Raw genomic sequence first — 18,132 nt, 5'->3', positions numbered from 1 at the left:
AGGGGGCTTGCTCCCGATAGCGGCAGGTCAGTCACAACAGTACTGACTGAATTACCGCTATCGGGAGCAAGCCCCCTCCCACATTTGATCTTCATCAGCCGGCGTTTGCAGGCTTAAGCGCAGACGCAAAAAAGGGCGACCCAAGGGTCGCCCTTTATCATTTGCCCAACGCTTTACGCCGCACTGAACAACTTATGCGGATCAATCACAAACTTCTTCGGTACACCCGCGTCGAACTCGCCATACCCGCGTGGCGCATCATCCAGGCTGATCACCTGCACGCCGACGATCTCGGCGATATTGATCCGATCCCACATGATCGCCTGCATCAACTGGCGGTTGTACTTCATCACCGGCGTCTGCCCGGTGTGGAAACTGTGGGATTTGGCCCAGCCCAGACCAAAGCGAATGCTCAGGCTGCCCATTTTCGCGGCGGCATCGACAGCACCCGGATCTTCGGTGACGTAGAGGCCAGGGATACCGATCTTGCCTGCCACACGCACCACGCCCATCAGTGAGTTGAGCACGGTGGCCGGGGCTTCGGCCTTGACGCCGTCGTGGCCATGGCCGCGAGCTTCAAAGCCTACGCAGTCGACGGCGCAATCCACTTCAGGTTCGCCCAGCAGCGCAGCAATCTGTTCGTGCAGCGGCGTATCGGTAGACAGGTCGACGATTTCAAAACCCTGGGCCTTGGCGTGGGCCAGGCGGATGGAATTGACGTCGCCAATGATTACAACGGCTGCACCCAACAGCCGTGCCGAGGCGGCAGCGGCCAGACCGACCGGACCGGCACCAGCAATGTAAACGGTGCTGCCCGGGCCAACGCCGGCAGTGACGGCGCCGTGGTAGCCGGTGGGCAAGATGTCGGAGAGGCAGGTCAGGTCGCGGATTTTCTCCATGGCCTTGTCGCGGTCGGGCAGTTTGAGCAGGTTGAAGTCGGCATACGGCACCAGCACGTATTCCGCTTGACCACCGGTCCAGTCGCCCATGTCTACATAGCCGTAGGCACCACCGGCACGGGCCGGGTTAACAGTCAGGCATACGCCGGTGTGCTGTTCCTTGCACGAGCGGCAGCGGCCGCACGCCACGTTGAACGGTACGGAAACCAGGTCACCGATTTTCAGGTTTTCGACGTCGCTGCCCTTCTCGATCACTTCGCCGGTGATCTCGTGACCGAGCACCAGGCCGGTCTGGGCAGTGGTGCGGCCGCGCACCATGTGTTGGTCGGAGCCGCAGATGTTGGTGGAGACCACGCGCAGGATGACGCCGTGCTCGATCTTCCTGCCACGGGGGTCCTGCATTTTGGGATAGTCGATTTTCTGTACTTCGACCTTGCCATTGCCGAGATACACGACACCACGATTACCAGACATGCTTTCACCTCGCTGTTGTTTTTATGGAACTGCGTTGCCGCTTGGGTGGGCAGCGCGTTAGTGCTCGGGTACAGATGCTGTTTCTTGTGTTGCTTGTAAGGGCCTCATCGCAGGCAAGCCAGCTCCCACAGTGGATCGGGTTCACACATCCTGGAATGTGGGAGCTGGCTTGCCTGCGATAGCGATCTAAAGAACGACGGTGCGATTGGCGTTCAAGAACACCCGCCGCTCGATGTGATACCCCACCGCACGCGCCAATGTGAGCCCTTCGATATCGCGCCCCTTGGCGATCAAATCCTCGGGATAGTGGCTGTGATCAACCACCTCCACACCCTGGGCGATGATCGGCCCCTCATCCAAATCGTTGTTGATGTAATGCGCCGTGGCCCCCACCAGTTTTACGCCCTTGTTGTACGCCTGGTGATACGGCTTGGCGCCCTTGAAGCCCGGCAGCAACGAGTGATGAATGTTGATGGCCTTGCCATCCAGCTTGCGGCACAGCTCCGGCGACAGCACCTGCATGTAGCGCGCAAGGATCACCAGTTCGGCGCCGGTGTCTTCCACCACTTGCCACACCTGCCGCTCCTGGGATGGTTTGTCGTTGGGGTCGAGCGGGAAATGGTAGTAGGGAATCTGGTGCCAGTCGGCCAACGGCTTGAGATCCGGATGGTTGGACACCACCGCGACCACGTCCATCGACAGTTGGCCGATGCGCTGGCGGTACAGCAGGTCGTTGAGGCAGTGATCGGCCTTGGAGACCATGATCACCACTTTCGGCCGATAGTTCGGCGCCGTCAGCTCGAAGATCATGCCGAAGGCTTCACCACGGGTCGCCAGGCCATCGCGGAACGCCTGCTCGTCAAAACCGTCAGGCTGACGAAACTCCACACGAATGAAAAACCGGCCCGAGAGGCGATCATCGAACGAATGGTGTTCAGTGACGTAGCAGCCCTGCTCGAACAGGTAGCGGGTGACCGCGTCCACCGTGCCGAGCACGCTGGGGCAGTCGGCGGTCAAAATCCATGTATCGGGTGCGCGGCTCATGGGTGATTCCTCAGGCTTGAACGCTCAGACCGAATTCGGCCGAGGCATCCTGCAGCCACAACCACCAGTAATCGGAGAAGCTGCGACGGATCAGCAATTCCCAGGTGTCTTCAGCGGTATGGCGGATCACCAATTGCGACTTGGCGAACACCGTGCCTACCGCCTTGCCCACCGGGAAGTTATTGGGGTGTACGTCGTAGCTGGTGGACTTCATCAGCACATCGCGCACATTAGGGCCGCTGAGTTCGAGAATCTGCTGGCCGCCGCTGACGTTGACGATCTGGATGTGCAAATCCCCCAAGGCGGCACGCAGGTTTTGTTCAGCGGCAAATTCTTCACCGCTCGGCACGATCAACAGCCACTCATCCGGGCCGAGCCATTGCAGGCTGGTCTCGCCGTTGACGGTCACGCTTAGCGGGCCGGGCAGTTCAATGCCGACGGCCTGGAGTACGCCAGCGGCGAAGGCGGCATCATGGCCATCGCCACGGATAGTCAGGTGGCCGAGGAGTTTCTTTTCGCGCACGGTCACGCCGGCGTTCTTGCGGCCCTTGCCGACCAGGCTGGCGAGGTCGGCATGGTGCAGCGACGATTCGGCCTTGGCGCTGGTGGTGGGGCGTTGTTGGTAAACATTGGCTGCTGTCATAAAGCACCTTTCCTGAATTCTGTGGTGACTGTTCTGGCCTCATCGGGGGCAAGCCCCCTCCCACACTTGGAATGCATTCCCCTGTGGGAGCTGGCTTGCCTGCGATGGCCGCGACTCGGTCTATCAGATGTTCTGGCGATCACCTTTCGGGTCAAAGAACACCGAGGACACAATCTCCGCCTCGATCACGCTGCCATCGGCCTGCGGTGAGAACACCCGCTCACCGATGCGCTTCAAGCCACCCTTCACCACACCCATGGCAAACGAATAACCCAGGGAGTTGTGCGCATAGCTTGAAGTGACGTGACCGACCATCTTCATCGGAATCGTCTGCTTTGGATCGAACACCAACTGCGCGCCTTCCGGCAGCCATACATTTGGATCAATCGGCTTCAAGCCCACCAGTTGCTTACGCTCTTCACGCACGCAGTCTTCACGGTTCATACCGCGCCAGCCGATCCACGAGAACGGTTTGGTACGGCCTACGCACCAGCCCATGTTCAGGTCGTCCGGGGTCATCGAGCCGTCGGTGTCTTGCCCGACGATAATGAAGCCCTTCTCGGCGCGCAGGACGTGCATGGTCTCGGTGCCGTACGGGGTCAGGTTGTACTTTTTGCCGGCCTCGACGATCTTTTCCAGCACGCCCATGGCGTAGTCGGCCTGCACGTTGACTTCGTACGACAGCTCACCGGTAAACGAGATACGGAACACCCGCGCCGGTACGCCGCCGACCAAACCTTCCTTCCAGGTCATGAACGGGAAGCCATCCTTGTCCAGGTCGATGTCGGTGACTTCCGCCAGCAGCTTGCGGCTGTTGGGGCCGGACAGGGTCATGGTCGCCCAATGGTCTGTGACCGAGGTGAAGTACACCTTGAGGTCCGGCCATTCGGTCTGTTGGTAGATTTCCAGCCACTGTAGAACGCGGGCGGCGCCGCCCGTGGTGGTGGTCATCAGGAAGTGGTTGTCGGCCAGACAGGCAGTGACGCCGTCGTCGAACACCATGCCGTCTTCCTTGCACATCAGACCGTAGCGCGCCTTGCCCACATCGAGCTTGGTCCAGGCGTTGCTGTAGATGCGGTTGAGGAACTCACGCGCATCCGGGCCCTGGATATCGATCTTGCCGAGGGTGGAGGCATCCAGCAGGCCGACGCTGTCACGCACCGCCAGGCATTCGCGCTTCACCGCAGCGTGCAGATCTTCACCGTTACGCGGGAAATACCATGGGCGTTTCCACTGGCCGACATCCTCAAACTCGGCGCCGTTCTTCACGTGCCAGGCTTGCAGCGCGGTGTAGCGCACCGGTTCGAAAATGTGCCCACAGTGACGGCCCGCCACCGCGCCGAAGGTCACTGGCGTGTAGTTGGGACGGAACATGGTGGTGCCCATCTGCGGGATGGTCACGTTCAGCGAACGGGCGGCGATGGCCAGGCCGTTGACGTTACCCAGCTTGCCCTGGTCAGTACCGAAGCCCAGCGCGGTGTAGCGTTTGACGTGCTCGACCGATTCGAAACCTTCACGTGTGGCCAGTTCGATGGCGGCTGCAGTGACGTCATTTTGCAGGTCGACAAATTGCTTCGGCGCCCGGGCAGTAGCTTTTTCGTGAGGCACCTGGAACAGCGCCAGCGTCGGCTCTTCCAGACGGCTCAAGGCTTTAGGCAGCACACCTTCCACCGGCGCAAAACCAGCTTCACTGGCCGCACGCACGCCGCCTTCAAAACCATCGGCGAGGGAATCGCCAAGGCCGTAGACACCGTTGATACCGCCGACGCACACGCGTTTCTGCGGCGCTTCGCCCGGCACGAAACCGAGGATATCTTCACGCCAGGTCGGTTTGCCGCCCAGGTGCGAGGCCAAGTGGACCACCGGGCTGTAGCCGCCGGAACTGGCGACCAGGTCGCAGTCCAGCCACTCGCCGGGGCTGGTGACTTTGTGCGCTTTCACATCAATCGCGGCCACGCGGGCAGCGGTCACATGCTTGCTGCCACGCGCTTCGATCACGGCGCTGCCGGTGAGGATGCGAATGCCTTTGGCGCGGGCTTCTTCCACCAGCGCGCCACGTGGGTTGTGACGGGCATCAGCCACCGCCACCACCGAAAGGCCCGCATCAAACCAGTCCAACGCGACGCGATAGGCATGATCGTTGTTGGTCGACAGCAGCAGTTTTTTGCCCGGCGCCACACCGTAGCGGCGCACATAGGTGGAGACCGCACCCGCGAGCATATTGCCCGGCACATCGTTGTTGCCGTACACCAGCGGACGCTCGCACGCACCGGTGGCCAGCACCACGCGCTTGGCGCGCACACGGTGGATACGCTGACGCACCACGCCAATCGGCGCACGGTCACCGAGGTGATCGGTGAGGCGCTCGTGAATGGTCAGGAAGTTATGGTCGTGGTAGCCGTTGACGGTGGCGCGGGGCAGCAGTACTACGTCCGGCAGGGCTTTCAATTCGGCAATGACGCTGGCAACCCACTCAGTGGCCGGCTTGCCGTCGAGGCTTTCACGGGAATCGAGCAGCGAGCCGCCGAACTCTTCCTGCTCGTCGGCGATGATCACCCGCGCACCGCTGCGCGCAGCGGCCAATGCAGCCGCGAGGCCGGCAGGGCCTGCGCCCACGACCAGCACGTCGCAATGACGGTTGAAGTTGTCGTAGGTGTCCGGGTCGTTCTCGGTCGGCGAGCGGCCTAAGCCTGCGGCCTTGCGGATGTACTTCTCGTAGGTCATCCAGAACGACTGCGGGTACATGAACGTTTTGTAGTAGAAACCCGGCGGCATCAGCTTGCCGCCGACCTTACCGAGAATGCCCATCACGTCGTTGTTAACGTTCGGCCAGCCGTTGGTGCTGGTGGCAACCAGGCCCTGGTACAACGCCTGCTGGGTGGCGCGCACGTTAGGAATTTGCGTGGCCTCGGTAGCACCGATCTGCAGCACGGCGTTCGGCTCTTCGGCGCCGGCGGCAAAGATACCTCGAGGGCGCGAGTACTTGAAACTGCGGCCGATGATGTCGACGCCGTTGGCCAGCAAGGCGGCAGCCAGGGTGTCGCCTTCAAAGCCTTTGTAGCTCTGGCCGTTGAACGTAAACGTCAGGACTTTGTTGCGGTCGATGCGGCCACCGTTGGACAGGCGATTGATCTGGCTCATACCTTCTCTCCAGCAGCCTTGGCGGTGAATTGCGGCTTCTCGCCGATCTTGTAGGTTTCAAGAATTTCGTAGGTCAGGGTGTCGCGGGTGGCGTTGAAATACTGGCGGCAACCGGCGGCATGGATCCACAGTTCGTGGTGCAGCCCACGCGGGTTGTCACGGAAGAACATGTAATCGCCCCACTGCTCGTCGGTGCAGGCATTCGGGTCCAGCGGGCGCGGGATGTGCGCTTGGCCGGACGCGTGGAATTCCTCTTCGGAGCGCAGTTCGCCACAGTGAGGACAGAAGATATGCAACATAGGGAATTTCTCCTGTTAGTGGGCGACGGCCGCAGCGCCGTGTTCGTCGATCAACGCACCGTTGTGGAAACGGTCGATGGAGAAAGGTGCGGCCAGCGGGTGCATTTCACCCTTGGCCAGGCTCGCAGCAAACACGTTGCCTGAGCCCGGTGTGGCCTTGAAGCCACCGGTGCCCCAACCGCAGTTGAAGAACATGTTCGGTACCGGGGTCTTGGAAATGATCGGGCAGGCATCCGGCGTGGTGTCGACGATGCCGCCCCACTGGCGGTTCATGCGCACCCGCGACAGCACCGGGAACATCTCGACGATGGCCTGAATGGTGTGCTCAATGACCGGGTACGAACCACGCTGGCCGTAGCCGTTGTAGCCGTCGATACCGGCGCCGATCACCAGGTCGCCCTTGTCGGACTGGCTGATGTAGCCGTGCACGGCGTTGGACATGATCACGCTGTCGATAATCGGCTTGATCGGCTCCGACACCAACGCTTGCAACGGGTGAGATTCGATCGGCAGGCGGAAACCGGCCAGCGAGGCCATGTGCCCGGAGTTACCGGCAGTGACGACGCCGACGCGCTTGGCGCCGATAAAGCCCTTGTTGGTTTCCACACCGATGCACACGCCGTTTTCCTTGCGGAACCCGATCACTTCGGTTTGCTGGATCAAGTCCACGCCCAAGGCATCGGCGGCACGGGCAAAGCCCCAGGCCACGGCATCGTGACGGGCCACGCCGCCGCGACGTTGCACGGTGGCGCCCAGCACGGGGTAGCGGGTGTTTTTCGAGCAGTCCAGGTATGGAATCTCGTCAGCTACTTGCTGGGCATTGAGCAGTTCGCCGTCCACACCGTTGAGGCGGTTGGCGCTCACGCGGCGTTCGGAGTCGCGGATGTCTTGCAGGGTGTGGCACAGGTTGTACACGCCACGCTGGGAGAACATCACGTTGTAGTTCAGGTCCTGGGACAAACCTTCCCAGAGTTTCATCGCGTGTTCGTACAGGTGCGCCGACTCGTCCCACAGGTAGTTGGAACGCACGATGGTGGTGTTGCGCGCGGTGTTACCGCCGCCCAGCCAACCTTTCTCGACCACGGCCACGTTGGTGATTCCGTGTTCCTTGGCCAGGTAGTAGGCGGTCGCCAGACCATGCCCGCCGCCACCGACGATGACCACGTCGTAGACTTTTTTCGGCGTGGGCGTGCGCCACATTTTCTGCCAGTTTTCGTGATGGCTGAGGGAGTGCTTGAAGAGGCCGAAGCCTGAGTAGCGTTGCATAGTCATTACTCCAAAACCGCGCTCAGCGATAAACCGGGAAATCAGCGCACAGGGCAGACACGTGTTTGGCCACGTTGGCCTCGACATCGGCGTCGCCGAGGTTGTCGAGGATGTCGCAGATCCAGCCTGCCAACTCGATGCACTGCGGCACCTTGAAACCGCGGGTGGTCACCGCCGGAGTGCCGATGCGCAGGCCCGAGGTCACGAACGGCGACTGCGGGTCATTCGGCACGGCGTTCTTGTTGACGGTGATGTGGGCGCGACCGAGGGCGGCGTCTGCGTCTTTGCCGGTGAGGCCCTGACGGATCAGGCTGACCAGGAACAAGTGGTTATCGGTGCCGCCGGAGACCACATCGTAGCCACGCTTGATGAACACCTCGGCCATCGCCTGGGCGTTGTCGATCACTTGTTGCTGATACGCCTTGAAGCCAGGCTCCAGCGCTTCCTTGAAACACACCGCCTTGCCGGCGATCACATGCATCAGCGGGCCGCCCTGGGCACCGGGGAACACCGCAGCATTGAGTTTCTTTTCAATCGCTTCGTTGGCCTTGGCCAGAATCAGGCCGCCCCGAGGACCGCGCAGGGTCTTGTGGGTAGTGGTAGTGACCACGTCGGCGTAGGGCAGCGGGTTCGGGTACAGGCCGGCGGCCACCAGGCCGGCGACGTGGGCCATGTCGACGAACAGCAGCGCACCCACTTTGTCGGCGATCTGACGGAAGCGTGGGAAATCCAGGGTTTTGGAGTAGGCAGAGAAACCGGCCACCACCATCTTCGGCTGGTGCTCGACCGCCAGGCGCTCGACTTCGTCGTAGTCGATCAGGCCGGTGTCGGTGTTGATGCCGTATTGCACTGCGTTGTACAGCTTGCCCGAGGACGACACTTTGGCACCGTGAGTCAGGTGACCGCCGTGGGCCAGGCTCATGCCCAGTATGGTGTCACCGGCATTGATCAGCGCCAGGTACACCGCGCTGTTGGCGGACGAACCGGAGTGCGGCTGCACGTTGGCGTAATCGGCGCCGAACAGCTGCTTGGCGCGCTCGATGGCCAGGGCCTCGACCTTGTCCACATGCTCGCAGCCACCGTAGTAGCGCTTGCCCGGGTAGCCTTCGGCGTATTTGTTGGTCAGGCCGCTGCCTTGGGCTTCCATGACGCGCTTGCTGGTGTAGTTCTCCGACGCGATCAGCTCGATATGGTCTTCCTGACGCTGCTCCTCGGCATTCATGGCCGCCAGCAGTGCGTCGTCATATCCCTGGATCTGGTCTTGTTTGCTGAACATCGCGTCTCTCCCAGCCTTTCGTATTGTTGAAGCCCTCGCAGGGCCCTTTGATGCGATGGTAGGGCTGGCGCGTACAGGTCAAATGCCTGCGCACGCCACGCAAAGGTGCGTTTACGACATGGCATCACGTGCAAGCAAATAAAAACGAGCACGGCCTGGTCCCACAGAGAACCGATAACACGTATTTAAAGTGCGCCTCCAACTAAACAAAACATTTGAATACCATGACATCTGACAGCTACAGCCTACAAAATCATAAAAACAAACATAGAAATTAAAAATTAAAAAACCCAAAACAAATAACTCTTTACAAAGTTATTTTTGCAAAAAAAACACATCAACATCAACTATGCGGCACGTAACCACCCACACCAAACCTTGTAAACCCAGCTTGAAAACCACCTCCAAGTCAGGAGCACAGGCATGACCTTACTTAACCAAGTTATCGATATATGCAAACGGCTGGCCCCCTGTGGGTGGCACAACTTACTGCTGCACCACGGTCTCGATATTCTCGCGCCCAATCTTGAACAGGAACTTCGTAAACCGCTAAGTGCGGACCGCACACTTCCTGGTTTTGAAGACTTCGCCTTGACCGCCACACGTGGCATTGAGCCAGGCAAGCCAGCACACAGTTTGCTGTACCACGCGATGGCCCATGCCAACGTTACAACGGACGCCCAAGGCAACCCCCTCCAGGCTTATCCCACAGCCACAGAACTTGAAACCGTTATCAACTATGTTTATGGCTGCCAGCCACCCAGCCTTGAGCAACTCAAAGAGCGTGCTAATGGACACCCGATGGCGGTCGTCGTCTTTGCGGTCGAATACCGCCCAGCGCCGGACACCGTACATAAGGTGCAGGCCGATCTGTGCTTTTCACGAACCGGTGTATCTCGGGTCGGAACAATGGCACCTTTATACAATGCTCAAAGCAGAGGTTTTCTACCTTTTGTCGAAGAGAACAGTCATGCAATTCGAGTCCTGCCGGCGCGATACAGCGCCTACATCGCGGTCCAGCTCAAAGGCGACAGTGCCAGTTTCGGGCCTATGCGTTTTGGTGAAAAAGACATCAGCCATGACTTCTGGGTGCCGTTGCATAAACTGTTCAACGGTAACGAGTGTATTGCCGACATAACCCTGGACGTACAGCTCCAGGCCCAACACAAAAACGAGAAACTACGCCGCATACACCTGCAATTAGGAGCAGAGTCAGGCTGGGAGGAGCCCCATATCAGCCAACCTCCCTTTGTACTGACCGAAGGCCTCGGTGACTGGCTTCCCGAGCCCGTGTTCGGCCCCGGATTAATGGCCGCCACCCCCCGAAAACATCTGGTTGAAGCGGCCCGGTACCAGGGTCAACCGCTGACGTTTAATGTCCCGAACGCGCCTCAATTGCTGGTTTCCAGCTTGCGCATTCCCGAGAATGCCCCGGAATACGCGCACATTCGCCATAAAGTCGACGACGCTGGACAGGTCATCAACCTCAATCAACTACCGAACATGCTCGAGGTATTGGAGAAGGGCAATTTCAAAGCCCTGCACTATCTGGACTATACCGCCGATGGGTGGATTCAAGCCAAGTGCGCCGCATTGGACATCGCGATTACACAACGCATACCCGCTTATTCATTGCTCTGCGCACCTGACTTTTATCCTCTGTGCAATCAGCGACACCTGATCGAATGGCTGGACAACCTGGCTCCAGACGTGCGCAACGACGTATTTCCTACCCCACCGCAATGCCTGTCGGATTCTCGTTATCCTGCCAACATCCAATCTTTTCCAGAGACCTTCAGCGGTACAGATGTCGGCATTACGGCGATCGTTGCCCAGCTTCATTCCGCGCCCGCCTTTGCTACCGATCTGAAGAGGCCAAGGGCCGCTTCTGCCAGACGCGCCTCGTACCTACCTGACGCTGGAGCCGGGGTGTTCGCGCCAGGCTGGGACGTTGGTATCGTTGCTCACGAAACCGAGCTGGACGACATCACACACCTGGCGGCTTACAGGCTGGGCAGCCCGTTTCCTGAGGACGCCAAGCTTTGTGCTGCGCTGAGTTCATTCTGGCCGGCAGTTGCACCAGATTCAGCCCAATCCTATGAGCCGGATGGGGGAGCCGGACCGACCATCAAACCGATGCTGGATCAGGAAATTGGCAAAGGTGCCGGCTTCCCGTGGGACGGCACTCCGCCCCCGCAAAGCTATAACACTAATGGTATGCCACATAGGGCTTATCAAGCTTACCTCTACGCCGACTACACGGAAAACGCACTGGAAGGAAAGTTCTCGCTGGCGCTCACGGGTAAAGTCGACTCACAGGAGTACCGGCGTCGTATCGATGCCTTTCGGCGCGTCAAACTGTCATTAGGCGATTCGGCTGCAGAGTGGTTTATTGACAGTTTCAATATTGCAACGCCCGAAGACTTTAAAGTATCTATGCAGAATACCGACTTAGCTGCGACCCCACAGGAAGTGGGTTACCAATTGAAGATGTTTCGTTATGAGCCGGTTGAATCACCCATGCATGACCAAGTACGTATCACACTGATAGAAACTTCTACATACCTCATTTGGCCAACCGGTATTTTGCACCAACAGGGCATTCAACCTTGGCGGCGCCTCTAGAAAAGTCTCTGATCATACACAATGAATAACTACGACGTTATCGTAATAGGTGCCGGCCCCGCGGGTTGTTCGGCAGCTATTTCGTGCGCTCAACGTGGCCTGAAAGTGGCCATTGTTGAGCGCCTTGCCTTTCCACGCCATCGTCCGGGTGAAACATTACATCCGGGCATAGAACCTCTTCTTCAAGAACTGGGTGTGATTGAAAGAGTCCTAAGTGAAAAATTTATCCGGCCTGCAGGAAATTGGGTGAAGTGGGAAAAAGAACGAATGTTCATTCCTTTCGGAAACGATGCCAGTGGAGCCTGGCGCGGGTTTCAAATTCCGAGGGCAACGCTTGACGAGCTTTTACTGGAAAGAGCAATTGCATCGGGTGTACACGTCCTGCAACCCTGCGAGGCAAACAAAGTATTTGTGAAAAGAGGTCGTGTCATTGGCATCCAGACCCGAACCGAACCGCTGTTTTGCAGGCACCTGGTTGACGCAAGCGGGGCTCATGGCTGGCTGACACGCCAGCTTCAATTGACAACGCACCGCTACTCACCTGCGCTGACAGCGCTTTACGGCTATAAGCGAGGACGCCTCGAGCAGAGCGCCCTCGGAATCTTCGCGGATCGATCGGGTTGGTACTGGACAGCTCATATCGGCCCGCAGCTGTACACCTGGACGCGGCTGTACTTTGCACTGGATCAGGTGTGCAAGGCTTCTGCGGCTCCGCAGTCCGTTGCAGAATTGGCCAGCGCGGGAAAAATACACGGGGCAGACGTCACCTGGAGAGCCTGCAATCGAATGGCTGGCAACGGCTATTTCATCATCGGAGATGCCGCTACGGTGCTGGATCCTGGCGCCTCCCATGGCGTGCTCAAAGCCTTGATGTCCGGAATGATGGCTGCACAATGCATCACCGACGAATATGCCGCACCAACAAATGCACAGGCTATTTCAATGCAATATCACCAATGGATACAGGACTGGTTCGAAAAGGATGTGCGCAAAATGCACGAGTTCTACGCCGCCCATCCTTTTGCTCCTCATTGGCTGGACGACCGTTTGCCCGAATAAGTATTGGCCGTCAGGCAAGCGTCTGCCGAACCGCCAATAGCATGGCGGCCGCAAAAACGGAGTACGACACCTCACCCTCCGGTAAGGGTGCCGCCATGTCCTATACAGAACTCAGCATTGAAGATGAGCGCGACGATTCAAGTCGGGCAATACAAGAAACTCAGTCAGCGTGAAATAGCCCGGATGTTGGGGCGTAGCCCGTCCACGATCAGTCGTGAACTTCGTGAAACCGAATCGTTGCTGGCTATTCGGCCCATGAAGCTCAAGCGTCTACCCGTAAACGCCGTGTAACCTGTCGACCGTTCAAGAAGCTGATCATGGGTAATGGCCAAAAGCGCAATCGATGGTCGCACGACACGTCATCCGGGGTATGGCGTCAGCATGAAAATACGAAAAAGAATCGAGGAAGGATTTGGCTGGTTAAAGACCGTGGGCGGTCTGCGCAAGACCAAGCTGATCGGTCGCGAAAAGCTCAGCGCCCAGTTGCTGCTGGGCTTTTCGGTATACCAGTTGATCCGTTTGGGGAGCTTGTCAGGCTGGTGGCGTGGGTCGCATGTTTAGGCGAGGTACGCCTAAACATCACCCACAGGTGAATATTTGCGCTGGAACTGGCAAAACACCCGCTGATTGAGTCGGGATAAAGGGCAGCGCCAAGCCTGAGCGGCTGATCGCCCCTTACAAAGCCTTCGGCTGGAGCGCAGTCCATTCATCAATGGGGCCACGGTTATTGATAAACGTGCCTCCACCGAACTTCACCGCTAATTTATTCACAGCATTCAAGGCCGTGGTGACCGCACCTTCCGCCCAACCGCCAGTAAAGGACGCATCATCCCCGGCAAGAATGAACCCGTCGGGATTCGCCTCATGCACACCGTTCATGAATTGCGAAAATAACAGACGCTGGTACTCATAATGCCCCGGCAAGTTGATTTTGAATGCGCCGAGGTAAAACGGTTGCTCTTCCCAGTTGATTTCGGAAAAGGGATCAGTCATACCGAACTCAGCAGCCAGGTTCAATTGATGGGGGGCATATAACGAATCCAGCATGCTTGTGCATAACTGCACATGAGACGGCAAAGGTGCATCGCGATCTCCCAGGAACTTGCTGCTGTCTTCATTCCAGGTGTAAGACAGATACACCCCGCTTCCTCTGTGCGCGCCTTGACTGGGACCGTAGTCCAAAAGGTAGGTACTACGAGTGATACGGTCCGATACCGTCACACTCATTCGGTATTGCTGATCGGCACCAAGGTCCGTCCAGAAAGGCCGTTTGGTCTGCGCGAACACTTTCGCCGACCGCATGTAATGGGTATACATCACCGCCTCCCACTCTTGGGGAGACAGAAGATCACTCATTTGGTTAAAGCAGGTGGCACCGTTCATATAGCGGAACTTGTCCAGTATCCGCTTATGGGGTGTATAAACCACTGCGGGAAAAGTGTATTGCTGGATGACTCCCTGGTTATGATCAAAAATCCCGACATCGAAATGGCCATCAGGACGCCGTATGATTTGCCGCACCTCCTGCTTGAACACCTGGGGAATAACTCGGGTGCTCAAGTCCATCACGGTAGTGCCTGCTGGCCAATGAGCCATCGTATCGCCCAATGTTGTCGGGCTGCGCGTCCACAGCCGCCAAGGCAACTCGCTGGAACCGTCATACATCAACTTATGGTTGGCATCCAGGCCGGTGTACAAAACCCGCAAGACCTCTAGAAAGCAGGCTCCGAAGCCAGCGTTGAAACCGCCCGTACCGAAGCCGACCAGGCCGAACCGGTCAATCTCCTCACGGCTCCAGCCAGCTTTTTCCACAATGGCGGTAAAAAAACTGAGATTGTCCCAATCCGCGTCCAGAAGGGCATTCCAGAGTGTCTTGATCTTCGCCTGATCAAGGGTCCCCTCTGACATTGCCGCTTCCATTTCCGCGAATCTGATCGGATCCTGGTACAAAAAGGCGCCGAACTTTTGTTGGATACTGGCATATTCGGGCGGCAGATTATTGCCTTCGAAATAGACCTGGTCGCCCTTGTAGTCCACCACAGTACTGGGCGTTGCAGATGTACCTGCGCTGGGGAAATCCGTCGAGTTGGCCATCATGCCAACTTTGTCAAAATAGTGCATCAATGCCTTACCGGACACCGGAAAGCGCATAGCGCCCAACTCGCAGATAACACTGTTATTGGGGTCTTGGGGGTCGCCTGCTACATGGGAATGGAAGCGCCCGCCAATGCGATCGCTGGCCTCCACCACCACGGGATGCAAACCCAATCGCATGGCCTCATAAGCCGCCACCATACCGGCGACGCCACCGCCCACAATCAATACCTGGCGACCGAACTGTGCGCTGCAAACGTTCCACAACGGCGCACCGTTGTTGGCCGCATGATCGAGGAAACGGCCATAGTGAAAGGGAAAGTCCGGAACAAGTGCGCTGACGTCATTGGCCAGCAACCGCACCTCACCTTGGGTGCGCGAAGGAATAGCAGTCATGTTGAGTGTCCTCAGTGTTCAGGAGGGGACGTTCATCTACCGCTCAATCGCGATAATGACGACGCGCTTGATCATCAGCGCAGATATCTGCTGGGAACAATTAACATGACGTTTAAAATATGAGCCAATCCAAGGATTTGACGCCATCAATTAAGCTGCGAGGATGTCACGCATAAGTAACAGCAATGGACGGTCTGAAGTACTCACCGATTTTTGCAGGCCTCGTTGCCCAAGGTTCAAAAAATCAAACTCGGTCGAATAATCAGACCTTGGGGGCACTTAACTCACATCACGGACGCAGTTCCCCCATTCTCAACAACCGTTTTCGCACCATCCAAAGGTTCGACAAGGCAGATAGCGTGGCCTGTTACGCGATGTTTACGTTTGCCAGCGTACTCGGCATCGGCGAAGGACATCTGTTTCATCGAGGCTCAATCGCGTTAGAGGTATGCACTTCACCAAATCTGGAAGTCTTTTTCAGAGTTCCCTCAACTCATAAAAAACATAAAATTTCATTTAAAAATATAAAATCAAAATAATTAAACAAATAAGTTCTTACACAAACCCCATTGGACTTACTGACTATTCGAGTTACCAATAATTTCTCGGCGTATAACTCACCGTGCAACGTCCATTACTGCGTTCATGATACTGACGTCCATCAGGAGATACCGCATGACATTGATTAGTGAAGTAACTGCTCTGTGTAATCGCCTGGCCTCAGGCGGCTGGCATAACTTGCTGCTGCACCACGGCCTCGACATACTGGCCCCCTCGCTTGAACATGAGCTTCGCAAACCTCTGCGAATCGATAGGTCCCAATCGGGGTTCGAGGATTTCTGCGCGACAGCCACGCGCGGTATCGAACCTGGCGTGCCTGCGCAGAGCCTGCTGTACCACGCACTGGCCAACCCGAACGTGGCGCAAGATGCACTGGGAAATCCACTACAGACGTACCCCACCCCCGCTGAATTGGAAACCGTGCTGAACTGGGTTTATGCCATAGAACCGCCCAGCATCGAACAACTCAAAGAACGCGCTCAAGGTGCACCGCTGGCGGTTGTCGTGTTTGCCTACGAATATCGCCCCGCCCCCGATACCGTTCACAAAACCCATGCAGACCTGTGCTTTTCGCGAACCGGCGTATCACGGGTGGGCACAGCCCCTGCTCTTTATGACGCACAGCGCCGAGGCTTTTTACCTTTCATTGAGGGTGATGACCATGGCATCCGTGTTTTACCCGCACGCTACAGTGCCTACGTGGCGATCCAGCGCAAGGGGAACCTTGCAAGCTTCGGCCCAATGCGCTTTACCCAGGATGACGACACGCGGGACTTCTGGGTGCCTCTGCATAAACTGTTCAATGGCGACGAATGCATCGCAGGGATGCACCTGGACGTTGAACTTCAGGCCTGTCACAAGAATGAAAAATTGCGTCGTATTCACACCTATCTGGGGGCAGACTCAGGCTGGGGCGAACCCGATATCAGTCATCCGCCATTCGTAATGACAGAAGGGCTTGCTCGATGGCTTGAAGAAGACCGTTACGGAGCAGGCTTGCTCTGCGCCCTCGCTCATAACCGCCTGGTTGAGCCCGCACATTACCTGGATAAACCGCTGACGTTCAGAGTGCCCGCGCGCCCCGATCTGGTGGAATCGAGCATGGTGCTATTTCCTGGCGCCCCCCAATTTGTGCATCTGCGCCATGAGGTGGACGCCGACGGTAACGTCGTTGACCTCAATCAACAAGCCGACATGATGGATGAACTGCGCAAAGGCAGCTACAACGCGCAGCACTATCTGGACTTTACGGCAGACGGTTCGATCAATAGTCAGTGCGTTGCGCTGGATAACAGCATTCCCAGACGCATTGCCGCGTATTCACTATTGTGTGCGCCGGACTTTTATCCGCTGTGTACTCAACGCCGTCTGAGTGACTGGTTAGACAGTTTGCCTATCGAGGATGCGAGGGAAATTTTTCCAGTGCCTCCCAGGTGCTTGTCCGACAACCGCATGCCCGCCAACATCCAATCATTTGCGTCTTCCTTTGACAAAGATGATGTCGGGATCACGGCGATTGTTGCGCAAAACTCATATGCAGATACCTCCTTCCCAATCGGACCGAAGGTCGCTTCAGCACAACGTGCGTCATGCCTGCCAGATGCCGCCGCCGGAACGTTCGCCCCTGGCTGGGATACCGGCCTGGATACCAATGAAGATGAGTTACTGCACTTGGCAGCCTATACACTAGGCAGCCCGTTTCCCGAAGATGCCAAGCTCTGCGCCGCGCGTAGCTCATACTGGCCTGCCGTGGCGCCTGACTCGGCACAGGAATTTGAGTCTTCCAATGGCCAAACCATCAAGCCGATGCTGGACACCGAAATCGGCTTGAATGGTGGATTATCCTGGGACGGTATCACGCCCCCCAAGCATTACATCAATAATGAAAAATCTTACATCTCATATACATCATATCTATATGGCGACTACACACAGAACGCACTGAACGGAAAGTTCACCTTGGCGCTCACTGGCAAAGTTAACAGCCAGGAATATCAACAGCGTGTTTATGCATTATGGCAAGTGCGTCGCTCGATGGGCCCTGCTTATCAAAAGTGGAGAGTGACGTCATTTCGAGTTGCAACCAACGACGATCTTCAGCAGGTTAAGGCCGACGCAAAACCCGTCGATATTACAAACGCAAGCGTATATCGATTTGAACTGACCCGCAGTCAGCTTTCCCCCTCCAGCGCGTTCGACAAAGTGGACGTAGCCGTGATGGACACCCTGACGTTCCTCGTATGGCCACAATGTATATTACGAAAACAGGCAGCACAGCCCTGGAAACGAATCTGATGCTTGAGTGACGCTGCATACCGCGACGTAACAAGGATGCGCGAACTGTATGAAACGCAT

The 18,132-nt window shown here is 57.3% G+C and carries 12 protein-coding genes and 2 pseudogenes; 6 read left to right on the top strand and 8 right to left on the bottom strand.

The features are described 5' to 3' along the window. Positions 1-173: 173 nt before the first annotated feature. From fdhA to glyA, 7 genes are all read right to left on the bottom strand, one after another. Positions 174-1,373, bottom strand: coding sequence for a formaldehyde dehydrogenase, glutathione-independent (gene fdhA, locus QMK52_RS09625; RefSeq protein ID WP_005792122.1), 1,200 nt, complete (start codon positions 1,371-1,373; stop codon positions 174-176). A gap of 186 nt (positions 1,374-1,559) precedes the next feature. Continuing rightward, the gene (purU, locus tag QMK52_RS09620) at positions 1,560-2,417 is read right to left on the bottom strand and encodes a formyltetrahydrofolate deformylase (protein ID WP_005792124.1); all 858 of its coding nucleotides are present in this window, start codon (positions 2,415-2,417) and stop codon (positions 1,560-1,562) included. Positions 2,418-2,427: 10 nt separating this feature from the next. After that, on the bottom strand, positions 2,428-3,060 hold the full coding sequence (locus QMK52_RS09615) for a sarcosine oxidase subunit gamma (protein WP_320404047.1): 633 nt from the start codon (positions 3,058-3,060) through the stop codon (positions 2,428-2,430). A gap of 123 nt (positions 3,061-3,183) precedes the next feature. Continuing rightward, on the bottom strand, positions 3,184-6,201 hold the full coding sequence (locus tag QMK52_RS09610) for a sarcosine oxidase subunit alpha (RefSeq protein WP_005792127.1): 3,018 nt from the start codon (positions 6,199-6,201) through the stop codon (positions 3,184-3,186). Beyond that, positions 6,198-6,500: a sarcosine oxidase subunit delta gene (locus QMK52_RS09605; RefSeq protein ID WP_005792128.1), complete on the bottom strand. Its 303-nt coding sequence runs from the start codon at positions 6,498-6,500 to the stop codon at positions 6,198-6,200. Before QMK52_RS09605 ends, QMK52_RS09610 begins: the two co-directional genes overlap by 4 nt. Before the next feature lie 15 nt (positions 6,501-6,515). After that, positions 6,516-7,766 carry a sarcosine oxidase subunit beta gene (locus QMK52_RS09600; protein WP_003176546.1) on the bottom strand — a complete coding sequence of 417 codons (1,251 nt, stop codon included), beginning with the start codon at positions 7,764-7,766 and terminating at the stop codon, positions 6,516-6,518. A gap of 22 nt (positions 7,767-7,788) precedes the next feature. Beyond that, positions 7,789-9,042 carry a serine hydroxymethyltransferase gene (glyA, locus tag QMK52_RS09595; protein ID WP_005792130.1) on the bottom strand — a complete coding sequence of 418 codons (1,254 nt, stop codon included), beginning with the start codon at positions 9,040-9,042 and terminating at the stop codon, positions 7,789-7,791. Between the two features lie 423 nt (positions 9,043-9,465). Here glyA and QMK52_RS09590 point away from each other — a divergent pair, with 423 nt between their 5' ends. From QMK52_RS09590 to QMK52_RS09575, 4 genes and pseudogenes are all read left to right on the top strand, one after another. Next, entirely contained in the window at positions 9,466-11,667 is a 2,202-nt protein-coding gene (locus QMK52_RS09590) for a hypothetical protein (RefSeq protein ID WP_194439433.1), read from the top strand. 21 nt (positions 11,668-11,688) lie between these two features. After that, on the top strand, positions 11,689-12,726 hold the full coding sequence (locus QMK52_RS09585) for an NAD(P)/FAD-dependent oxidoreductase (protein ID WP_005792132.1): 1,038 nt from the start codon (positions 11,689-11,691) through the stop codon (positions 12,724-12,726). Positions 12,727-12,821: 95 nt separating this feature from the next. Further along, positions 12,822-13,052: pseudogene (locus tag QMK52_RS09580) on the top strand (helix-turn-helix domain-containing protein); the annotation flags it as partial. Positions 13,053-13,059: 7 nt separating this feature from the next. Further along, positions 13,060-13,287 (top strand): annotated as a pseudogene (locus QMK52_RS09575) (transposase); the annotation flags it as partial. 114 nt (positions 13,288-13,401) lie between these two features. Here QMK52_RS09575 and QMK52_RS09570 read toward each other — a convergent pair. Beyond that, positions 13,402-15,216: a flavin monoamine oxidase family protein gene (locus QMK52_RS09570; protein ID WP_005792136.1), complete on the bottom strand. Its 1,815-nt coding sequence runs from the start codon at positions 15,214-15,216 to the stop codon at positions 13,402-13,404. A gap of 185 nt (positions 15,217-15,401) precedes the next feature. On the opposite strand from QMK52_RS09570, the gene QMK52_RS09565 reads away from it, so the two are divergent. Both QMK52_RS09565 and QMK52_RS09560 read left to right on the top strand, forming a co-directional pair. Further along, positions 15,402-15,755 (top strand): hypothetical protein, encoded by a 354-nt coding sequence (locus tag QMK52_RS09565; RefSeq protein ID WP_194439434.1) that lies wholly within the window; start codon positions 15,402-15,404, stop codon positions 15,753-15,755. Positions 15,756-15,891: 136 nt separating this feature from the next. After that, positions 15,892-18,072 carry a hypothetical protein gene (locus QMK52_RS09560; protein ID WP_005792137.1) on the top strand — a complete coding sequence of 727 codons (2,181 nt, stop codon included), beginning with the start codon at positions 15,892-15,894 and terminating at the stop codon, positions 18,070-18,072. Positions 18,073-18,132 lie beyond the last annotated feature (60 nt).

This window comes from Pseudomonas sp. P9_2, assembly GCF_034008255.1.
Lineage (GTDB): Bacteria > Pseudomonadota > Gammaproteobacteria > Pseudomonadales > Pseudomonadaceae > Aquipseudomonas > Aquipseudomonas synxantha_A.
This window is presented reverse-complemented; position numbering and strand designations above follow the sequence as displayed.

Bases quoted from the DNA above. Each gene is read 5' to 3' on its own strand.
- fdhA (WP_005792122.1), bottom strand. From the start codon at position 1,373: ATGTCTGGTAATCGTGGTGTCGTGTATCTCGGCAATGGCAAGGTCGAA.
- purU (WP_005792124.1), bottom strand. From the start codon at position 2,417: ATGAGCCGCGCACCCGATACATGGATTTTGACCGCCGACTGCCCCAGC.
- QMK52_RS09615 (WP_320404047.1), bottom strand. From the start codon at position 3,060: ATGACAGCAGCCAATGTTTACCAACAACGCCCCACCACCAGCGCCAAG.
- QMK52_RS09610 (WP_005792127.1), bottom strand. From the start codon at position 6,201: ATGAGCCAGATCAATCGCCTGTCCAACGGTGGCCGCATCGACCGCAAC.
- QMK52_RS09605 (WP_005792128.1), bottom strand. From the start codon at position 6,500: ATGTTGCATATCTTCTGTCCTCACTGTGGCGAACTGCGCTCCGAAGAG.
- QMK52_RS09600 (WP_003176546.1), bottom strand. From the start codon at position 7,766: ATGCAACGCTACTCAGGCTTCGGCCTCTTCAAGCACTCCCTCAGCCAT.
- glyA (WP_005792130.1), bottom strand. From the start codon at position 9,042: ATGTTCAGCAAACAAGACCAGATCCAGGGATATGACGACGCACTGCTG.
- QMK52_RS09590 (WP_194439433.1), top strand. From the start codon at position 9,466: ATGACCTTACTTAACCAAGTTATCGATATATGCAAACGGCTGGCCCCC.
- QMK52_RS09585 (WP_005792132.1), top strand. From the start codon at position 11,689: ATGAATAACTACGACGTTATCGTAATAGGTGCCGGCCCCGCGGGTTGT.
- QMK52_RS09570 (WP_005792136.1), bottom strand. From the start codon at position 15,216: ATGACTGCTATTCCTTCGCGCACCCAAGGTGAGGTGCGGTTGCTGGCC.
- QMK52_RS09565 (WP_194439434.1), top strand. From the start codon at position 15,402: ATGGACGGTCTGAAGTACTCACCGATTTTTGCAGGCCTCGTTGCCCAA.
- QMK52_RS09560 (WP_005792137.1), top strand. From the start codon at position 15,892: ATGACATTGATTAGTGAAGTAACTGCTCTGTGTAATCGCCTGGCCTCA.